The organism is Chitinophaga ginsengisoli (assembly GCF_003014595.1).
Classification (GTDB): Bacteria; Bacteroidota; Bacteroidia; order Chitinophagales; family Chitinophagaceae; genus Chitinophaga; species Chitinophaga ginsengisoli.
On record NZ_PYGK01000004.1, the window covers coordinates 467,460 to 486,298 of the forward strand.

Annotated in this window: 15 protein-coding genes; 7 read left to right on the forward strand and 8 right to left on the reverse strand. The window is 46.9% G+C overall.

All coding sequences use genetic code 11. The annotated features are described in order from the left end of the window. Positions 1-29: 29 nt before the first annotated feature. The 5 genes from CLV42_RS12860 to nusB all read right to left on the reverse strand — a co-directional run bounded on the left by CLV42_RS12860 (position 30) and on the right by nusB (position 5,444). Positions 30-2,909 carry a DEAD/DEAH box helicase gene (locus CLV42_RS12860; RefSeq protein ID WP_106602320.1) on the reverse strand — a complete coding sequence of 960 codons (2,880 nt, stop codon included), beginning with the start codon at positions 2,907-2,909 and terminating at the stop codon, positions 30-32. Between the two features lie 29 nt (positions 2,910-2,938). Beyond that, positions 2,939-3,535, reverse strand: a complete 597-nt coding sequence (gene coaE / locus CLV42_RS12865; protein ID WP_106602321.1) for a dephospho-CoA kinase — start codon at positions 3,533-3,535, stop codon at positions 2,939-2,941. Positions 3,536-3,603: 68 nt separating this feature from the next. Further along, complete coding sequence (yajC, locus tag CLV42_RS12870; RefSeq protein WP_089836759.1) at positions 3,604-3,957, reverse strand: preprotein translocase subunit YajC; 354 nt, start codon at positions 3,955-3,957, stop codon at positions 3,604-3,606. Positions 3,958-4,043: 86 nt separating this feature from the next. Further along, positions 4,044-4,487 carry a DUF1573 domain-containing protein gene (locus CLV42_RS12875; RefSeq protein ID WP_106602322.1) on the reverse strand — a complete coding sequence of 148 codons (444 nt, stop codon included), beginning with the start codon at positions 4,485-4,487 and terminating at the stop codon, positions 4,044-4,046. A gap of 27 nt (positions 4,488-4,514) precedes the next feature. Continuing rightward, positions 4,515-5,444, reverse strand: coding sequence for a transcription antitermination factor NusB (nusB, locus tag CLV42_RS12880; protein ID WP_106602323.1), 930 nt, complete (start codon positions 5,442-5,444; stop codon positions 4,515-4,517). 253 nt (positions 5,445-5,697) lie between these two features. On the opposite strand from nusB, the gene CLV42_RS12885 reads away from it, so the two are divergent. The 6 genes from CLV42_RS12885 to CLV42_RS12910 all read left to right on the forward strand — a co-directional run bounded on the left by CLV42_RS12885 (position 5,698) and on the right by CLV42_RS12910 (position 13,301). Further along, positions 5,698-5,979 (forward strand): co-chaperone GroES, encoded by a 282-nt coding sequence (locus CLV42_RS12885; protein WP_072356767.1) that lies wholly within the window; start codon positions 5,698-5,700, stop codon positions 5,977-5,979. A 61-nt stretch (positions 5,980-6,040) separates the two neighbouring features. Then, a complete protein-coding gene (gene groL, locus CLV42_RS12890; protein ID WP_106602324.1) occupies positions 6,041-7,675 on the forward strand; it encodes a chaperonin GroEL in 1,635 nt (544 codons plus the stop codon). Positions 7,676-7,786: 111 nt separating this feature from the next. Beyond that, on the forward strand, positions 7,787-8,284 hold the full coding sequence (locus CLV42_RS12895) for an FKBP-type peptidyl-prolyl cis-trans isomerase (RefSeq protein WP_106602325.1): 498 nt from the start codon (positions 7,787-7,789) through the stop codon (positions 8,282-8,284). Positions 8,285-8,349: 65 nt separating this feature from the next. Beyond that, a complete protein-coding gene (locus tag CLV42_RS34180; protein ID WP_211303438.1) occupies positions 8,350-8,838 on the forward strand; it encodes an FKBP-type peptidyl-prolyl cis-trans isomerase in 489 nt (162 codons plus the stop codon). A gap of 122 nt (positions 8,839-8,960) precedes the next feature. Continuing rightward, positions 8,961-10,394 carry an L-serine ammonia-lyase gene (locus tag CLV42_RS12905; protein ID WP_106602326.1) on the forward strand — a complete coding sequence of 478 codons (1,434 nt, stop codon included), beginning with the start codon at positions 8,961-8,963 and terminating at the stop codon, positions 10,392-10,394. Positions 10,395-10,493: 99 nt separating this feature from the next. Then, a complete protein-coding gene (locus tag CLV42_RS12910) occupies positions 10,494-13,301 on the forward strand; it encodes a TolB-like translocation protein (RefSeq protein WP_146154374.1) in 2,808 nt (935 codons plus the stop codon). Here the strand turns inward: CLV42_RS12910 and CLV42_RS12915 are convergent. From CLV42_RS12915 to CLV42_RS12925, 3 genes are all read right to left on the reverse strand, one after another. Beyond that, positions 13,298-13,768: a hypothetical protein gene (locus tag CLV42_RS12915; protein ID WP_106602328.1), complete on the reverse strand. Its 471-nt coding sequence runs from the start codon at positions 13,766-13,768 to the stop codon at positions 13,298-13,300. The genes CLV42_RS12910 and CLV42_RS12915 overlap by 4 nt on opposite strands. An 88-nt stretch (positions 13,769-13,856) precedes the next feature. Continuing rightward, positions 13,857-16,502, reverse strand: coding sequence for a valine--tRNA ligase (locus CLV42_RS12920; protein ID WP_106602329.1), 2,646 nt, complete (start codon positions 16,500-16,502; stop codon positions 13,857-13,859). A gap of 72 nt (positions 16,503-16,574) precedes the next feature. Further along, on the reverse strand, positions 16,575-17,594 hold the full coding sequence (locus CLV42_RS12925; protein ID WP_245901640.1) for a threonine aldolase family protein: 1,020 nt from the start codon (positions 17,592-17,594) through the stop codon (positions 16,575-16,577). A 328-nt stretch (positions 17,595-17,922) separates the two neighbouring features. Here CLV42_RS12925 and CLV42_RS12930 point away from each other — a divergent pair, with 328 nt between their 5' ends. Then, positions 17,923-18,780: a sigma-70 family RNA polymerase sigma factor gene (locus tag CLV42_RS12930; protein WP_012793808.1), complete on the forward strand. Its 858-nt coding sequence runs from the start codon at positions 17,923-17,925 to the stop codon at positions 18,778-18,780. Positions 18,781-18,839: the final 59 nt, after the last annotated feature.

Sequence of the window (18,839 nt, forward strand, 5' to 3'; positions counted from 1 at the left end):
ACTCGTTTTCAGGCGAAAAGGCATTGTTACTAGCTGAACAGGAATGCCACATCTTCTTCTGTCAGCTTTTTCACGAAACCGGTATCTTCACTGATCAGGTCATCCGCAATCATCTTCTTCCGCTCTTGCAAAGCCAGGATCTTTTCCTCCACACTGTCTTTACAGATCATCTTATAGGCGAAGACCTTATTCTGTTGCCCGATACGGTGTGTACGGTCAATAGCCTGCTGCTCTGCCGCGGGGTTCCACCAGGGGTCTACAAGATACACATAATCGGCGGCGGTCAGGGTGAGACCTACACCACCCGCTTTCAGGCTGATAAGGAATACCCGGATATTTTCATCTTCCTGGAACTGGTTCACCAGCTGCTGCCGGTGCTCTGCTTTGGTACTGCCATCCAGGTAAAAGAAAGGGATCCCTTCACCTTCCATCGACTTCGCAATAAGCTGCAACATACCGGTAAACTGTGAGAATACCAGCACTTTATGTGTACCGGTGTTCTCGCTGATCTCACGCATGAGTTCATCCAGTTTGACAGAGCTGGTCACATCCGATTCTTCCGCTATCAGCTGAGGGGCATTACATGCCTGCCGCAGGCGGGTCAGGCCTTCCAGTACATAGATGGTGCTGGCTGCCATACCTTCCTCATTAATGCGTTGCATCAACTTTGCTTTATACAGGTCGCGGATGCGGTTGTAAGCCTTCCGTTGTTCATCCCCCATCTCACACCACATAATGATCTCGGTCTTATCCGGCAAATCCTGTGCAATTTGTTCCTTGGTGCGCCTTAGCAGGAAGGGATAGATCAGTTTACGCAGACGGCCCGCCTTTTCGGCATCAGCATATTTGTCAATAGGCATGGCAAATTCCGAGCGGAAGAAGGCCTGGTTACCCAGCAGTCCGGGATTGGCAAAATTCATCTGCGCATAGAGGTCCATCGTGTTGTTCTGGATAGGCGTACCACTTAGGATCAGGCGGTTACGGCATTGCATGACCTGCAAGGCTCTTGTGGTCTGGGACGAGGGATTCTTGATCACCTGGCTTTCATCCAACACTACATATCCGAATACATGCGTGGTGAAAACGGCGGTATCACTACGCACCGTGCCATAGCTGGTGATAATGAGCTGATGCTGTTTCCATTGTTCCGCATCATACTGCCTGTTGCCGCCGTGATACACGGCATAACGCAGTCCGGGAGCAAATTTCTGCAGTTCTGCCTGCCAGTTATAGATAAGGGAGGTAGGGCACACCACGAGGTGTGTTTCTCCGGGATATTTCTCACAAAGATGCTGCAGGAAGGTGATGGTTTGGAGGGTCTTACCAAGACCCATATCATCCGCCAGGCAGCCACCCCAGCGCATAACGTCGAGTAGGCACATCCACTCAAAGCCTGCCTGCTGGTAAGTACGTAATTGTGCCTGAATGGCTGATGGCACAGGGAAGTGCTCGGACGATTTTGCCTGCAGGCGCTGTAATTGCTCCAGGTCATTTTCCTTTACCACAGTGCCTTTGGCCTCCATCATTTCCTGGGCCAGGGTAAAGTGCAATCTTGACAGTTTCAGCTTGTCTTTATTGACCTGGCCGAGTTTCCAGAGCAGGTCATACCTGTGCAGCCACTCATCAGGAATAACACCGATGGTACCGTCTTTCAGCAGCAGGTGCGGTTGCCGGTGCAATAATGCTTTCTGGATATCTGTCAGTGCTACCGGGATATCGCCATAGCGGACGTCTATTTCCAGGTCAAAACTATCCTTATCATCACCGTGCCAGCGAACGTCCATGACGGGAACGTTGGTATTGTACCTGAAATGTTGCAGCTGGTCCATGCCATACACACCGATGTTCCTGTCAGTCAGCTTGCGATAGCATTTTACCAGCCACTGGCTCTTTTCTGCATCTGCGAAAGGCAGGTAGAAATAACCATTCCGTTGCTGGGCAAAGCGGGGATGCAGGGCGCGGATGAAGGCAATCAGTTCCTTTTCAGCTTCTGCATGACGCCTGATCTCGTACTGGATATCGCCTTCCGCTTTGAGGATGACCGATTCATTGGTATCCTCAATGCTGAAGTTCCCGTACTGCCACTGCGGTGTCAGTACCAGGAAGGATTTATTCAGTTCGCTCAGCCAGATATTACATTCCGGCGGCGTATCAATAACCTCTTTCTGCAGGAGGATGCTTTTATTCACGCTGTACTGCTCACTGAGGGCGGGCAGGGTATGTTCAATGAAGGCGGCTTCCTCATGGGATGGAACGTCCATAAATCCTCCGGGAAACTGCTCCAGCGTGGTTGCTGTGGCAGGAGGGAGGATGAACAGTTCTCCGCGGCTGCGGAGCACAAATCCGTAGTGCTCAAAATCGGAAAGGGGAAAAGCCTGTCCGTTGATAGTGACCAGCGCAAGCACTCTCAATGCGCCTGTAGCGCTGCGTTGCAGTTCAAAGGAGAGTACTGGTGGAAAGTTGTTCACCGTGGCTGGCCTGGTATGTTTCAGCAGCATACTGTCGTCCGTGATCATGGTATACCAGGGTAATACCGGTGTCAGTGGCCGCAGTTGCTGGAGTGTGTGGTAGAGGTATTGCTGCATACCTTCCTGCACGTATTGTTGCAGGGTAAGGGATTTCACGGGATTGTCCCGGAATTTCTCCTTGAGTTGCAGTTCTTTATAGACCATCGCTTCCTGCGTGCAGGGCTGTAACAGGTGTTGCACACCGGCAGGCAGGGTGTTGAAGATGGACAATGACTTTTTATCGTTCAGGGGCATGCGCTGGCAGGTACGGCCGCCGGCGTCTTCTTTCAGTATGCCTGCACTGATCTTCACCGGGGTAGGGTGATTGGACTGTAATTCCAGCAGCAATACAGGCGTTGCTTTATTTTTGTTGTTATTGCCTTGTGTGATGGTTTTCCCCATGTAAATAATATGGTTATAAATTGATCGGGTTAAGCCTCTGCAGCCAGTTGCAGCAGTGTTTTATGTAGTGCCAGCACCTGGGGGATGACCATTTCCTGTTCATCATTGCGGATCACATAATCGCATAGTTTCATCTTGATGTTATCATCGATCTGTTTGTACATCCGTGCCAGTACATCATTACGGCTGATGTTATCACGCCTCATGACCCGCAGTATGCGTAATGGCTGAGGTGCGGATACGCCGATACATTTGTCCAGGAACTGAAATGAGCCTGATTCGAACAGGAGGGCGGCTTCCTTCAGCACATAGGGTGCTGTTTGCCGGTCTGCCCATTCGTCGCTATGCCGGATAGTGGCAGGATGTACGAGGGAGTTAAGCAACTCCAGTTTATCCTTGTCATTAAAAACGATCTTTCCCAATGCAGCCCTGTCCAGCACATTGTTGCTATCGTACATATGGTCGCCGAAGTGTGCTTTTACCTGCTGGATCAGCAGCGCATCGGTCTGCATGATCGTTTTGGCTGCATCATCAGCATAATAGACAGGAACGCCCAATAGTGCGAAGATCTTCGCTACTGTGCTTTTGCCTGAGCCTATGCCGCCTGTAATACCAATTTTTAACATACATCCAAATTCCAAAAAAAATCCCAAACTCCGTCGGGAATTTGGGATGCGCTATCTGTAGACAGCAATTATTTTGCAGGAGTTGCTGCTGCTTTCTGTTGAGCAGTAGTATATTCCATGCTTATAGCAGAACGCTCGATGGTTAAGTAAGTACCAGCGCTCACCTCGATTTTGAGGGTACCATCTTCGTTGATCTTTTTCACAGTACCATGGATACCTGCGATAGTAACGATTTTGTCGCCTTCACGCAGATTGCTGATGAAATCTTTCTGCGCTTTTGCTTTTTTGGTCTGAGGGCGGATCATAAATAACCACATCACCAGGATCATACCGCCAATAAATATGAACTGGAAGCCGCCACCGCCTTGTGCGCCAGCTGCACCACCACCCATCAGTAAAACGTTCAGCATGTTAGTGTACATCGTATTAAGTTGTATTTTGTTGTTTAGTTGTTTCTTGTTCTTGTTGTCCCACAATGTTGATACCGGCCTCCAAATGTCCCGTCAGCTTATTTCTGCTTCAGGATAGTACACTGGATCTTAGGCCCCTGCACCTGTTCTGGTTTCGTATTGGCCCTGATAATGATCTCCTTCTCGGTATATCCTTCTTTCCCTGCGCTGTTGAAAACCACTTTCATGTAGCTGCTCTGTCCTGGTTTGATCGGCTCTTTAGGCCAGTCAGGCACTGTGCAGCCACAACTGGAGGTAGCGTCTGTGATTAGCAGGTCTTTGTCGCCCGTATTGGTGAATTTGAAATCATATTCTACTTTTTCACCTTCTGTAACGTTACCGAAGTTATGGACCATTTCATCAAAAGAGATCACCGGAGTACCTTTCTGGTTGTCAGTACTGGCAGCAGTTGCTGTTTCCTGGCCAGCAGTTTTACTGCTCTTTGAATTACAGGCACCTGCCACGAGGCTTCCGGCTATCAGGTAAAAGAATATTTTTTTCATATTGTTAAGGGTTCGACCCAAAAATAGCTATTTTTTTGTACGGTCTACCTTCTTTATCAGATTCGCCTGATCCAGGTCTTTCAATATATTGTCCAGGATACCATTCACAAACTGTCCGCTCTGCGGGGTGCTGTAAGCCTTGGCCAGGTCAATATACTCATTGATTGTCACCTTGGTAGGGATGGTAGGGAAGTACAGGAACTCGCATACGCCCATTTCCATCAGCAACATATCCACTGCAGCGATACGTTCGGGATCCCAGTTCTGTAATTTGGGCTTGATAAGCTCCAGGCAGTATTCCTTCTTATCCATTACGGTCAGCAGCAGCTCGCGGGCATATTCCAGTTTCTCTTTGCTGATCAGCTGCAGGAAGTTAAAGAGGTGCGGTTTGTGCATGTAATTGGCTACCAGGAGGTCCATCATATCTGCATCGTCGCCCCAGTGCAGGAAATTGTCTTCCATGTGCTGAACGAACAGCTCATTTTTGGACAGGATCTCTTTGTAGACGTATTCCATGATCTCCTTCTCGCTGGCTTTGTTGCGGGTAGGATCTTTTATGTAGTGCTGGTAAATATCTGTGGCGGTGAGCGTATTGTAGAGTTTACGCATCAGGTCCTGCTCAGGAAGGTGTTTGAGTTTCCATTGTTCGAGGTTTACCTGAAAGCCTTTGTCGTTGATTATCTGGAAAATAAATTCATTTCCGGCGATCTTGGTATTTACCTGCAGGTCGGCTGCTGAGGGAAGATGTTTGGATGCCCGTGTCTGAGCGTCAATTTCTGCATACTGTGCTACCTGTGTCAGGCAGTATAATAAGTATGTAAAGATCTGACTGGTCTGGTCCAGTTTCTCGGTCAGTAAACTGGTAGCCGTGCCCGGCTTAATGGCACCCTGTTCCATCGTTTCCAGGGCATAAAGGGTCTGCATGACCTTTACCCGGATATTTCTTCTGCTAATCATCTTATAATCAAGAACTGTATGAGGCCGCAAAGCTATGGGAAAATTGGGGAATTAGGAATTCTTAATTTCCTATTTCCTATCTTACGACAGATTCTGTCATGTTTTTGCTGAAAAAATGGCATTTTTGTCAGTGTGCCCGATAAGCTATCTGTTGGTAACTGAAAATTTGACTATCAAAACTGCCTTGGCACAATTATCGAGGTCCCATGACACAATAAATCTTCATCTTACCTTTTTAAAAAAGTATAATTATATGGCAAAAGATTTAAGTATTAAACCCTTAGCTGACAGGGTGATCGTGAAACCCGCAGCAGCAGAAGAAAAAACAGCTGGTGGTATCATCATCCCTGATACTGCAAAAGAAAAACCACAAAGAGGTACGGTTGTAGCTGCCGGTCCTGGTAAGAAAGATGAGCCGGTGACTGTAAAGGTGGGCGATACTGTATTGTATGGTAAATACTCTGGTACAGAGATCAGCATTGAAGGTGGCGATTACTTAATCATGCGTGAGTCTGACATTTTAGCTATTGTTTAATCAATCACGCTGATAATTACAGGCAAACCAAAACACAAATTAAAAAAACACACAAGCTATTATGGCAAAGCAGATATTTTTTAGCACTGATGCCCGCAACAAGATGAAGAAGGGCGTTGATACCCTGGCAGATGCAGTGAAAGTGACCCTGGGTCCTAAAGGTCGTAACGTAGTTATTGAGAAGAAATTTGGCGCTCCTAGCTTAACAAAAGATGGTGTGAGCGTTGCTAAAGAAATTGAACTGGAAGATCCTATCGAGAACATGGGAGCTCAGATGGTAAAGGAAGTTGCTTCCAAAACCGCTGACATCGCAGGTGACGGTACTACTACCGCTACTGTGCTGGCACAGGCTATCATCGGCGAAGGACTGAAAAACGTTGCTGCCGGTGCTAACCCAATGGACCTGAAACGTGGTATCGACAAGGCTGTTAAAGCTATCGTTGAGAACATCAGCAAACAGGCTGAGAAAGTTGGTAGCGACAACAAAAAGATTGAGCAGGTAGCTGCTATCTCTGCTAACAACGACGCTGAGATCGGTAAACTGATCGCTGAAGCAATGAATAAAGTAACCAAAGATGGTGTTATCACCGTTGAGGAAGCAAAAGGCACCGATACTACTGTAGAAGTAGTAGAAGGTATGCAATTTGACCGTGGTTACCTGTCTCCATACTTCATCACCAACAGCGAGAAAATGCACGCTGAACTGCAGAATCCTTACATCCTGATCTATGACAAAAAGATCAGCACCCTGAAGGACATCCTGCACATCCTGGAAAAAATCGTTCAGAACGGCCAGCAGCTGCTGATCATCTCTGAAGATCTGGAAGGTGAAGCACTCGCTACCCTGGTAGTGAACAGACTACGTGGTCAGCTGAAAGTTGCTGCAGTGAAAGCTCCAGGCTTTGGCGACAGAAGAAAAGAAATGCTGCAGGACATCGCAACCCTGACCGGTGGTGTTGTTATCAGCGAAGAACAAGGTTACAAACTGGAAAATGCTGACCTCAGCTACCTGGGTCGTGCAGAATCCGTAACTATCGATAAAGACAACACTATTATCGTTGGTGGTAAAGGTGAAAAAGATAATATCCAGGCTCGTATCAACCAGATCAAAGCCCAGATAGAGGTAACTACTTCCGACTACGATCGCGAAAAACTGCAGGAACGTCTTGCTAAATTGAGCGGTGGTGTGGCTGTACTGTACGTAGGTGCTGCTACTGAAGTAGAAATGAAAGAGAAGAAAGACCGCGTTGACGATGCCCTGCACGCTACCCGCGCTGCTGTTGAAGAAGGTATCGTACCAGGTGGTGGTGTTGCTTACATCCGCGCTATCGAAAGCCTGGAAACACTGAAAGGTGAGAACGAAGACGAGCAGACAGGTATCGCTATCGTTAAACGCGCTATCGAAGAGCCACTGCGTCAGATCACTGCAAACGCTGGTATCGAAGGTTCTATCGTAGTACAGAAAGTAAAAGAAGGTAAAGGTGATTTCGGTTTCAATGCCCGTTCTGAGGTATATGAAAACCTGCTGGCAGCTGGCGTTATCGACCCTGCTAAGGTTACCCGTATTGCACTGGAAAACGCTTCTTCTATCGCAGGTATGCTGCTGACCACCGAGTGTGTGATCGCTGACAAACCTGAACCTAAATCCGCTGCTCCTGCTCCGCATGGTGGTCACGGTATGGGTATGGACTATTAATAAAAATAGTATCCAAAAATATAGCGAAAGGGTGTCTGCCAAAAGGCAGATACCCTTTCCTTTTTTATTCCCTTTCCTGTAACTTTAGCCCTATTTCTCCGTTATAACTGTATGAACGCCTTTTTACGCGCCACCTTTTGTTTTTTATTGCCAGTATTCCTGCTCACAGCCTGTGCGAAGGATGAATATTCCGGCGCCGATGTAAACTTTGATGTAGAAAAATCAATCCTACAGGATAGCCTTATCCAGGAATATATCAGCGATCATAATCTCACAATGGAACACGACTTCAACGGACTCTATTTCAAAATAGAGGAACCGGGCGATTCCGACCATCCTGACCTAAATTCTATACCTACCCTCAATTATACCCGCAGCAACCTGAACGACTCTTTACTGGACGCCTCTTTCGGAGATACCGACTTCGATGGCCGCGCCCTGAAAGATCATATTTTAGGCTGGCAGATCGGACTGCAGAAAATAGGCAAGGGAGGTAAGATCTTTATGATCATCCCTTCACGGCTGGCTTTCGGCAGTATCGCTGTAGGTAACATCATTCCCGCCAATACCGTGCTGGTATGCGATGTTGAATTAGTTGATTTTAAATAAAATCCTTCCGTATCTTATCACTGAACTATTATAAAAATCTGAGCATTTCAATGAAAAAAGTAAGCATGAGGAAATTTTTCCTGCTGGGAGCAGTATTGATGATGGCTTTGTTCGCAGCCTGCAGTAAGGATAGCCAAACTTATGATCCTGTGCCACAGTTCAACAGAGACGTGGACAGTATTAAAGCATACCTGGCTAAGAACAACCTGGTGGCCAAGCAGGATACGGTTTCAGGTATTTTCTATAACATTTCAAAGATCGGAAATGGTGTAGACAGTGTTAAAAGCACCATGAGCCAGATAAAAGCATTATATACAGGACAGCTGCTGTCCGGTAAGGTGTTCGATTCTACCGGCACTACTCCGCGCGACCTGGGATATGCAGGTGGCCTGATCAAAGGATTTCAATTTGCTTTGACAAGGATCACCAAAGGCGGTAAGATCAGGGTGTATCTTCCTTCCTACTACGGATACGGTCCGGCTGAGAATAAGGACATTCCTGCCAACTCCGTACTGATCTTCGATGTCGAGCTGACCGACGTCACCAATCCATAGTATTGTACGCTACACTTATATTAAGTCCCGTTCTGACCAGCTCAGGCGGGACTTGTTTTTTAGCCCCCATGCATGGATTTTTGGATATGTGGAATCCCTTAAATTTGCTCAAATTATAAGTAGTGGCACACGAATGCATATCGGTATTTGACATCTTCAAGATAGGCGTAGGTCCTTCCAGCTCACACACCTTAGGCCCATGGCGGGCAGCGCTACAGTTCCTCCGGGAAGTGCAGGCCGCAGGGCGAAAACTCAGTACTATTAAACAAGTCAGCGTTTTATTATATGGCTCCCTCGCAAAAACAGGGCATGGCCATGGTACAGACATCGCAGTACAATTAGGACTTTGCGGAGATGATCCCGTTACTTTCGATGTCAACCAGATCAATAGTAAAATGGATGATATCCGCCGTAACAAGACTATGTTAGTGGGAGGAAGTCATGCTATTCCTTTTGATCCCTTACAGGATATCTCTTTCCTGTATGATGAATCTTTACCTTTTCACCCGAATGCGCTTACATTCCTCGTCACCTTTGAAGATGGTGAGCAGCAGGCAGCCACCTACTATTCCATCGGTGGCGGTTTCGTTGTAAGAGAAGGCGAAACACAGGGCAGTGCCGCTTCTCAGGTAGATCTTCCATTTCCCATAGACACGGCCCGGCAGTTGCTACAGTGGTGTATTAAAACGGGTTATTCCATTTCAGAACTGGTCATGGAGAATGAACAGGCCTGGCGCTCTGAAGCAGAAACAAGAGCTGGCGTGATGAACATCTGGCGTGTGATGAAAGAATGCATTTACCGTGGTTGTCATACAGCCGGAGAACTGCCCGGTGGACTGCGCGTAGCAAGACGTGCTGCTGCTTTGAACAAGAAATTATTAAAGGGAAATACTTATACAGACTACGATTCCTGGATCACTGCTATCAGGCAGGGCGGCAACCACTTTGCCTATACGCTGGATTGGGTAAGTTGTTTTGCGCTGGCTGTGAATGAAGAGAATGCCTCTTTCGGCAGAGTAGTAACTGCTCCCACTAATGGCGCTGCTGGTGTGATACCGGCGGTATTACAGTACTTCATCACTTTCTGCGACGGCTATCAGGAGGAAAAGATCATGCAGTTTATGCTCACTGCTTCTGAGATCGGCAGCATCTTCAAAAAACGCTCGACCATCTCAGCCGCGATGGGTGGCTGTCAGGCAGAGATAGGCGTGTCTTCTGCAATGGCAGCGGCAGCCCTTACAGAGTGCCTCGGTGGCTCACAACGACAGGTGCTGATGGCTGCTGAAATAGCCATGGAACATCACCTGGGCCTTACCTGCGATCCTATCGGCGGACTGGTACAGGTGCCCTGTATTGAAAGAAATACCATGGGTGCTATCAAGGCCATTACTGCTTCTCAGCTGGCCCTGCAAAGTAACCCAGAACTGGCAAAGGTTTCCCTGGACGCCGTGGTGAAAACCATGTGGGATACTGCACTGGATATGAACAGCAAATACAAAGAGACCTCTGACGGCGGACTGGCAGTAAACATACCAATCAGCCTGCCTGAATGCTGATTACCGGCGGCGCTGCATGCAATAATAAAGTATCCTTTGTTTTGCATGCAGCGTTCTGCATTATTTACGTATCTTGTTTGATTATACCTCCAATTGATTATGAGAACTTTCACGTGCCTACTCTTATTAGTATTCCCCTTTACTGCTTTGGCACAAACATTCGGAGGCAATCCTCCTTCTTTAAAATGGCGCCAGATCAATAACGATACTGCACGTATCATATTCCCGGAAGGACTGGAAAAACAAGGCCGGAGAGTGGCAGATCTCGTGCATTATATAGATCGATATACCCGATATTCTATCGGGGACAGAAATAAAAAAGTCAGCATCGTACTACAGAACCAGACATTGGAATCCAACGGTTATGTACAACTCGGTCCTTTCCGTTCAGAGTTTTATCTCACACCGCCACCCAACTCCTCCGATCTCGGATCGCTGAAATGGGAAGACCAGCTGGCGATACATGAATACCGGCACGTATTACAGAATCGTAACTTCAACCAGGGAGTATCCAAAGTGGTATCCGTTGTATTGGGAGAAATGGGACTGGCAGCAGCTACCAGTATAGCAGTGCCTAACTGGTTCTGGGAAGGAGATGCCGTTACCATGGAAACGGCTTTAAGCGCGCAGGGCAGGGGTAGGCTACCTGCTTTCTTTGACGGCTTCAGGGCCCTGTCACTGGAACACAGGAACTATAGCTACATGAAAATAAGGAACGGTTCTTATATAGACTTCACACCTAATCATTATCCGCTGGGGTACCTGATGTCTGTATATGGTCGTGAACATTATGGCCGCACGTTCTGGAAAGATGTGACCACTGATGCAGTACGCTACCGGGGTATATTCTATCCATTCTCCCAAAGCCTGAAAAGACGTACCGGGCATAATGTGACTGATTTTTACAAAGCCATGCTGCAGGAGTATCAGCCGCTCTGGAATACTTACGCCACACAGGAAAGTAAACCTGGTAAAGCTTTACTGGAAGCCCCTCACACGGTTACTAATTACAAATATATTTATCCTGTGAAGCAGGGTGAATGGATCGTATACAAAGATGCTTATAACAAAGTACCAGGGTTCTATCTGCTGGACAGCACCGGTAATCAACAACTGGTGACCCGTCCCGGCATGAACTTCGACGACTACTTCAGTTACCGCAATGGCAGGCTGGTATGGACAGAAGCGCGTTTCCATCCCCGTTGGTCATGGAAAGATTATTCGGTGGTGAAGACCTATGATATGGCTACGGGTCATACCAGCACACTGACACATCTGACACGTTATTTCTCGCCTGATATCAGTGCAGATGGCAAACGGATCATTGTGGCCAGGACATTGACTTCAGAGCAATACGGCCTGCAGTTGCTGGACGGACGGACGGGCGCTGTAATATCAACATTGCCCAATCCGCATAACTGGTATTATACCTATCCTAAATTTTCTGCGGATGAGCAATCGGTGATCAGCAATGTCCGCAATGACCGTGGACAAATGGCTATGATCCGTCAGTCATTGGTTACAGGAGAAGTAGAAGAGCTGACACCTTTCAGTTATATCGTGCTGGGCATTCCGATTGTTAGAAATGATACTGTATACTACACAGCTGCGTATAGGGATGTCGATAATGTGTATGCCCTTACACTCTCTGACAAGCAGATCTATCAGGTGACAGCTCATCCTAATAGTGTTGTGCATGCTGCTGTTGACAATCAATCACAGCAGGTTATATACAGTGCTTTTGGTACAAAAGGATATGCTTTGTACACCACACCGCTGACACAGAATAGCTGGCAGCGGATCGATACTGCCAGGAATTACCACAGCGCCTGGCTGAAGCCTGATTTTCAGGAGGGCGGCAACATTCTCGACAAGGTACCACAAGAGCAATATGACATAAAGAAATACGCCAAGGGAACCCGCCTGTTCAACTTTCACAGCTGGTTACCCACGTTTGATGATCCTGATTACAGCGTCACTTTGTATGGAGATAATATCCTGAATACGGCGTCTACCGCAATAGGGTATACGTATAACCGTAATGAAGGAAGCTCTGGATTTACAGGCGATTTCATTTACGGTGCCTGGTTCCCTTACCTGCAGGCAGGCGCAAAATATACATTCGATCGTTCAGATGTTTACGCAGGAAAAGGGCGCTTGTACTGGAAGGAAATGGATCTGCACGGAGGATTCAATATTCCGCTGAACCTGTCATCCGGCTTGTACAGCCGCAGCCTGTCATTGTCTTCCCTGTATCATTACCTGGAAAGATATCCGCAAGGCAATTTCCGCTTTATCCATCCGTCTGTACAATACATCAGCAATACGCTGGTGTTTAATAACCAGCGCATCAAGGCAAGACAAAATATCTATTCCCATTTCGGACAATATATTGCTTTGCAGTACAACCGCTCGCTGACAACGGTGTTTGCAGAGCAACTGTTTGCACGGTTGGATCTGTACCTGCCTGGCCTGTCAGCCAATCATAACTTTGTATTGCAGGCGGCCTGGCAGCAACGGGATACGGCCAGGAATTATTCTTTTACGGATAATTTCGCTTATGCAAGAGGGTACAATGAGCCGTTCTACGAGCATATCTATAAACTGGGCGTGAACTATCATTTCCCTATCGCATATCCCGACTGGGGCTTTGCGCAGTTGCTGTATTTCATGCGGATCCGTGGTAACGTGTTCTACGATTACAGCAGGGCTTATAATTTTATCTCTAAGGTAAATACACAGTATAAATCTGCCGGCGGGGAACTGTTCTTTGATACCAAAGTAGGCAATGAAATCCCATTCACCTTCGGTGTGCGTTACAGCCATCTCTTTGATAAAGATCCGCAGGATAATGCTACCCAAAGGTTTGCGTTCATTCTGCCATTACAGCAGCTGTTCAATTATTAGCGAACGTTGAATTTTAATTTAGGTGCCCTGTACAGCTTATCGCCTGTATAGTTGATGATGATATTATCAAAGTAGAATACCTCGTTTCTTTCCAGCATTTCTTTGATACGCTCTACCCACAGGGAAGGCAGTTTATCCCCTTTAAAAGAGTCGCCTACAAATTCGGTATAGAAGCCGGGTTTGCCGGTAGTATCATTGAGGTAGGGTTCCTTTCTTTCATAAGTAAAGTCAAAGGATACCACAGGATATTTGTTATTCTTCTGATCCCTTACTACCAGTGGTGAGTCCAGCAGTTTCATAATCTCCGGACGGGGAAGGGAATCGCTCAGGAAAATGCCCCAGGTGCTTCTGAAACGAAGTGCTGTGGTGGTGGTTTTCGTTGTAGCAGCAGCTGGTTTTTTAGCAGCAGGTGTTTTAGGTTTGCCGGTCTGGGCCAGTGCAGGAAGACTGGTAAACAGCAAGAACATACCTGATATTAAATAACATTTACGCATAGTAGAATAAGGGATATAAAAAAATCGCCCGGAATAGTTAACGTCCGGGCGATCCTGAAAATTATAATGATTTCAAACTTTCCGTTATGGCTGCTATCTTGGCCTCCGCATCTTCTTTCTTTCTCCGCTCTAATTCAAGCACTTCTGGCTTGGCATTCTGAACAAACTTTTCGTTGCTCAGCTTTTTATCTACTCCTGCCAGGAAGCCTTGCAGGCGGGCCAGGTCTTTCTCCAGATCTTCTTTCTGTACCGTAGTGTTCAGCGCTGTTTCTGTTTCGAGATAGAACTTGTCTTTTTGCACCACCAGGGTAATGCAACCGCCAACCGGTTCTTTGGTATAGTTGATGGCTTTCGCGTTCACCTGTTTGCCCAGCATGCTTTCGATCTGTTTGAAAGTGGCTTCCTGCAATGTATCGATATGCAGGACTATTTCGTCTTTCGGTTTGATCTGATTCTTATTACGGGAGTCACGGATGCTGCTGATCACTTCTTTCAGCAAATTGCCCTGTACCAGGATGTTGGCATCTGAAGCAGCAGGAGCGGTGTACTGTTTTATCACCAGGTCATCACCTTCGCTGCGCTCACGCAGTTGCTGGTAGATCTCTTCTGACACAAACGGCATGAAAGGGTGCAGCAGCTGCATCAGCTGTTCGAAGAAATAAACAGTTTTAGTATAGATGGCAGCATCACAAGGCTGTTCGAAACCAGGTTTCACCCATTCCAGGTACCAGCTACAGAAATCATCCCAGATCAGGCTGTAGATGGTTTTCAAGGCTTCGCTCAGTTTGAAATCCTTGAACAGTTCTGCTACCTCTTGTTGTACTTCATTCAGTCTGCTTTCGAACCACTGTATCGCGAAATGATCGATAGTAGCATTGGTGTTCGCTGCCTGATTGCTTTCCCACATTTTCACCAGTTTCAGGGCGTTCCAGATCTTGTTACAGAACTTACTTCCCTGTTCACAGCTGGATTCGTCAAACAGCAGGTCATTACCGGCAGGAGAGGAGATCATGATGCCACAACGAACGGCATCAGCACCAAACTTGTCGATCAGTTCCAGCAGGTCTGGTGAGTTCCCCAGCTGCTTACTCATTTTACGGCCTTGCTTATCCCTTACCATTCCGGTAAAGTATACATCACTGAAAGGCTTTACCTGTTTATATTCCAAACCTGCCATGATCATACGGGCCACCCAGAAGAATATGATATCCTGTCCGGTTACCAGTACATTGGTAGGGTAGTAGTAGTTAATGTCTTCATTACCGGGCTGGGAAATACCATTGAATACTTCCATCGGCCACAGCCAGGAGGAGAACCAGGTATCTAGACAGTCTTCATCCTGACGGAGGTCGGCAGCCGTGTAATTAGCACCTTTTGCTTTAAACTGTGCAATAGCGGCGTCCACGTTCTGCGCTACTTCAAAAGTACCATCCGGAGCGTAGAAGGCCGGGATCTGCTGTCCCCACCAGAGCTGGCGGGAAATACACCAGTCTTTCACATTCTCCATCCAGTATTTGTAGGTAGCCAGGAAGCGATCGCCGGGGTGTATGTTTACATCACCACTTACCACAGCATCCAGGGCTGGTTTGGCCAGTTCAGCCATCTTCACGAACCACTGGGTACTGATACGGGGCTCCACTACTGTATCCGGGTTGCGTTCGCTGTAACCAAGACGGGTAGTATATTCCTGTTCTTTTACCAGCAAACCCTGTTCCTGGAGAGCAGCTATAACCAGTTTACGGGCCTTGAAGCGGTCTTCGCCAATGAATACACCGGCAGCAGGGCTGAGGGTACCATCATCATTGAGGGTATCTACCACTTCCAGGTTATGTTTCAGACCCAGGTTATAGTCATTAATGTCGTGCGCAGGTGTTACTTTCAAGGCGCCTGTACCGAATTCCTTATCTACATAAGTATCGAAGATGACAGGCACTCTGCGGTTCACCAGTGGCACAATGGCATAATGACCTACCAGGTGTTTATAACGTTCATCATCAGGATTTACGCAGATGGCGGTATCTCCCATGATGGTTTCAGGACGTTGTGTAGCGATGGTGATGTATTCACCCGTCAGATGATCTTCTGAGTCAGTAATAGCATACTGCACATGGTACAATTTACCCTGCAGGTCTTTGTACTGTACTTCTTCATCGCTGAGGGCTGTTTTAGCCTTCGGGTCCCAGTTGATCATACGGGCGCCACGATAGATCTTTCCTTTATTGTACAGGTCAACGAATACCTTTATAACTGCCTGATAATAATGATCATCCATAGTAAAGGTTACCCTGTCCCAGTCGCAAGAGCAGCCTAACTTCTTGATCTGGCTATAAATGATGCCACCATACTTCTCTTTCCACTCAAAAGCATATTTGAGGAACTCTTCACGGGTAAGCTGTGATTTCTCAATACCTTTTTCGGTTTTGAGCATATTCACCACTTTGGCCTCAGTAGCGATGGAAGCATGGTCGGAGCCGGGTACCCAGCAGGTATTATAGCCACTCATACGGGCACGGCGCACGAGGATATCCTGCACGGTTTCGTTCAGGGTATGGCCCATGTGCAGCACACCGGTGACGTTAGGTGGAGGGATCACAATGGTAAAGGGGGGACGGTTGTCCGGTTTGCTACGGAAATAACCTTTGTCCATCCAATGCTGGTACCATTTGCCTTCAACAGCAGCAGGCGTATAATTTTTTGAAAGTTCCATGCTAGCGATATGTCATTTATATAAGTGTGCAAAAATAAGAGAATAACCGATTAGAACGATATCCGCTTATTGTTATTCCATCTGGGAAATAGCAGCACAGGTCTTTTCTACCATCTCGGGGGTGATATCCAGGTGGGTTACCATTCTCACCTGTGTTTCAGAGATCGGTGTTACGAGAATACCTTCTTTTTTCAGGTAGTCGGCAAAGCGTTTTGGACTCCAGCCGTCCTGTACATCGAAGATGAGGATATTGGTTTCTACCGGCAGCATATGTCCAACGAAGGTCTTCTGCAGGAGATATTTGGCAATCTGTTTAGCGCTATGATGATCTTCTGCCAATCTGGCAATGTGATGTTCCATGGCATAAAGTCCGGTAGCTGCCATATAGCCAGCCTGACGTAAACCGCCACCTAACTTTTTCCTGATCCTTCTGGCAGACTTGATAAAGGCAGCGCTTCCCAGTAACACGGAGCCCATGGGGCAGCCCATTCCTTTATTCAGGCATACGGAAATACTGTCAAACAGTTCGCCATAAGTCTTTGGGTTCTCGCCGGTTGCAACCAGTGCATTGAATAGGCGGGCGCCGTCGAGATGGAGTTTGAGGTTATTGTCGCGGCATACATTTTTGATCCTGTGGATCTCTTCCATATCATAACAGCAACCGCCCCCACGGTTAGAGGTGTTTTCCAGGCAAACCAGGCTGGTAGCGGCTTTGTGTACATCATCGGGATTGATGGCGGCGGCTACCTGTGCTGCGGTGATCATGCCGCGGTCGCCTTCGAGTGCGCGTACCTGGGCGCCGGCATTGAATGCGATACCACCGCCTTCGTATATATAGACATGAGCAAGATCGCTGCAGATAACCTCATCGCCAGGCTGGGTATGTACTTTAATGGCTATCTGATTACTCATGGTGCCTGAAGGGCAGTATAAGGCTGCTTCTTTGCCGAAATAGGCTGCCATAGTGGCTTCGAGTTGGTTTACACTTGGATCTTCCCCGTATACATCATCACCGGTAGAAGCAGCAGACATAGCCCGGAGCATACCGGGGGTGGGCCGGGTGAATGTATCACTCCTGAAATCGATAATCATCATTGAAGAATTTGCAATGTATTGAACAATAAATTAGTGAAGTTACTAATTTGAAGTAGATTACTTTTCAATTGTTAAAATTTAACTAAAGCCGTAAAAATACCTAATAAAGGGCTATTAAATATCGTTTATATGGAGTACTTTGTTATACGGAAAGAAAGCCTAAGAAGTATTTGGCAGTGTGGGGTATTAGCACGATCTTTGCAGGCTAATTTGTTAAAACGATAATATTGAGAGAGTGGAATAGGTTGTAAGATAATTATTTAAAATATCTCAACAAAATAAATCTTTTGATGTTATTCAATTTATAAACTAATAAACTTTCAATATGAGGCAACTTAAAATTGCCACCCAGATCACAAACCGTGATTCGCAGGCGGTAGAAAAATACCTGCAGGAGATTTCAAAGATCCCTTTGTTAACACCTGAGGAAGAGACCGTTTTGGCGCAGCGCATTAAGATGGGTGACCAAAAGGCTCTTGAACGTTTAACTACAGGAAACCTTCGTTTCGTAGTATCAGTAGCAAAGCAATATCAGCACCAGGGGCTTAGCCTCAGCGACCTCATTAACGAGGGCAATCTAGGCTTGATCAAGGCTGCGCAGAGATTCGATGAAACGAAAGGGTTCAAATTCATTTCTTATGCTGTTTGGTGGATTCGTCAATCCATACTACAGGCTTTAGCAGAACAGGGCCGTCTGGTTCGTCTGCCGCAGAATAAAATCGGCACTTACAATAAAGCTAACAAAGCCTATATGGCATTTGAACAGGAGAATGAAAGAGAGCCTTCTACTGAGGAGTTAGCAGAGATCCTGGAAATGTCAGAATCAGAAATCAATAACATCTTCCAAAGCAATACCCGTCACATGTCACTCGATGCTCCGGTACACGAAGCAGAAGATGTGGCCATGGGTGATCTGCTGGAAGGTGGAGATATTACTGATGATGATGTGATGCGTGATTCATTGCGTGAAGAGATTCGCCGTGTACTGAAATCACTCAGCCCACGTGAAGCGGAAATCGTAAATGCATACTTTGGTCTGGATGGTGAGAACGGAGCAACGATCGAGCAGATTGGTCAGAAGTACGATCTTACAAAAGAAAGAATTCGTCAAATCAAAGAACGCGCCATCAAAAGGCTGCAAAAAGCCCGCTACAGCGGAGCACTGAAATCTTACCTGGGTTAATCCCCGGAAGGCTTCAAACGAAGAGAGAGGCAATCACAGTTGCCATTCAAATCATAGAT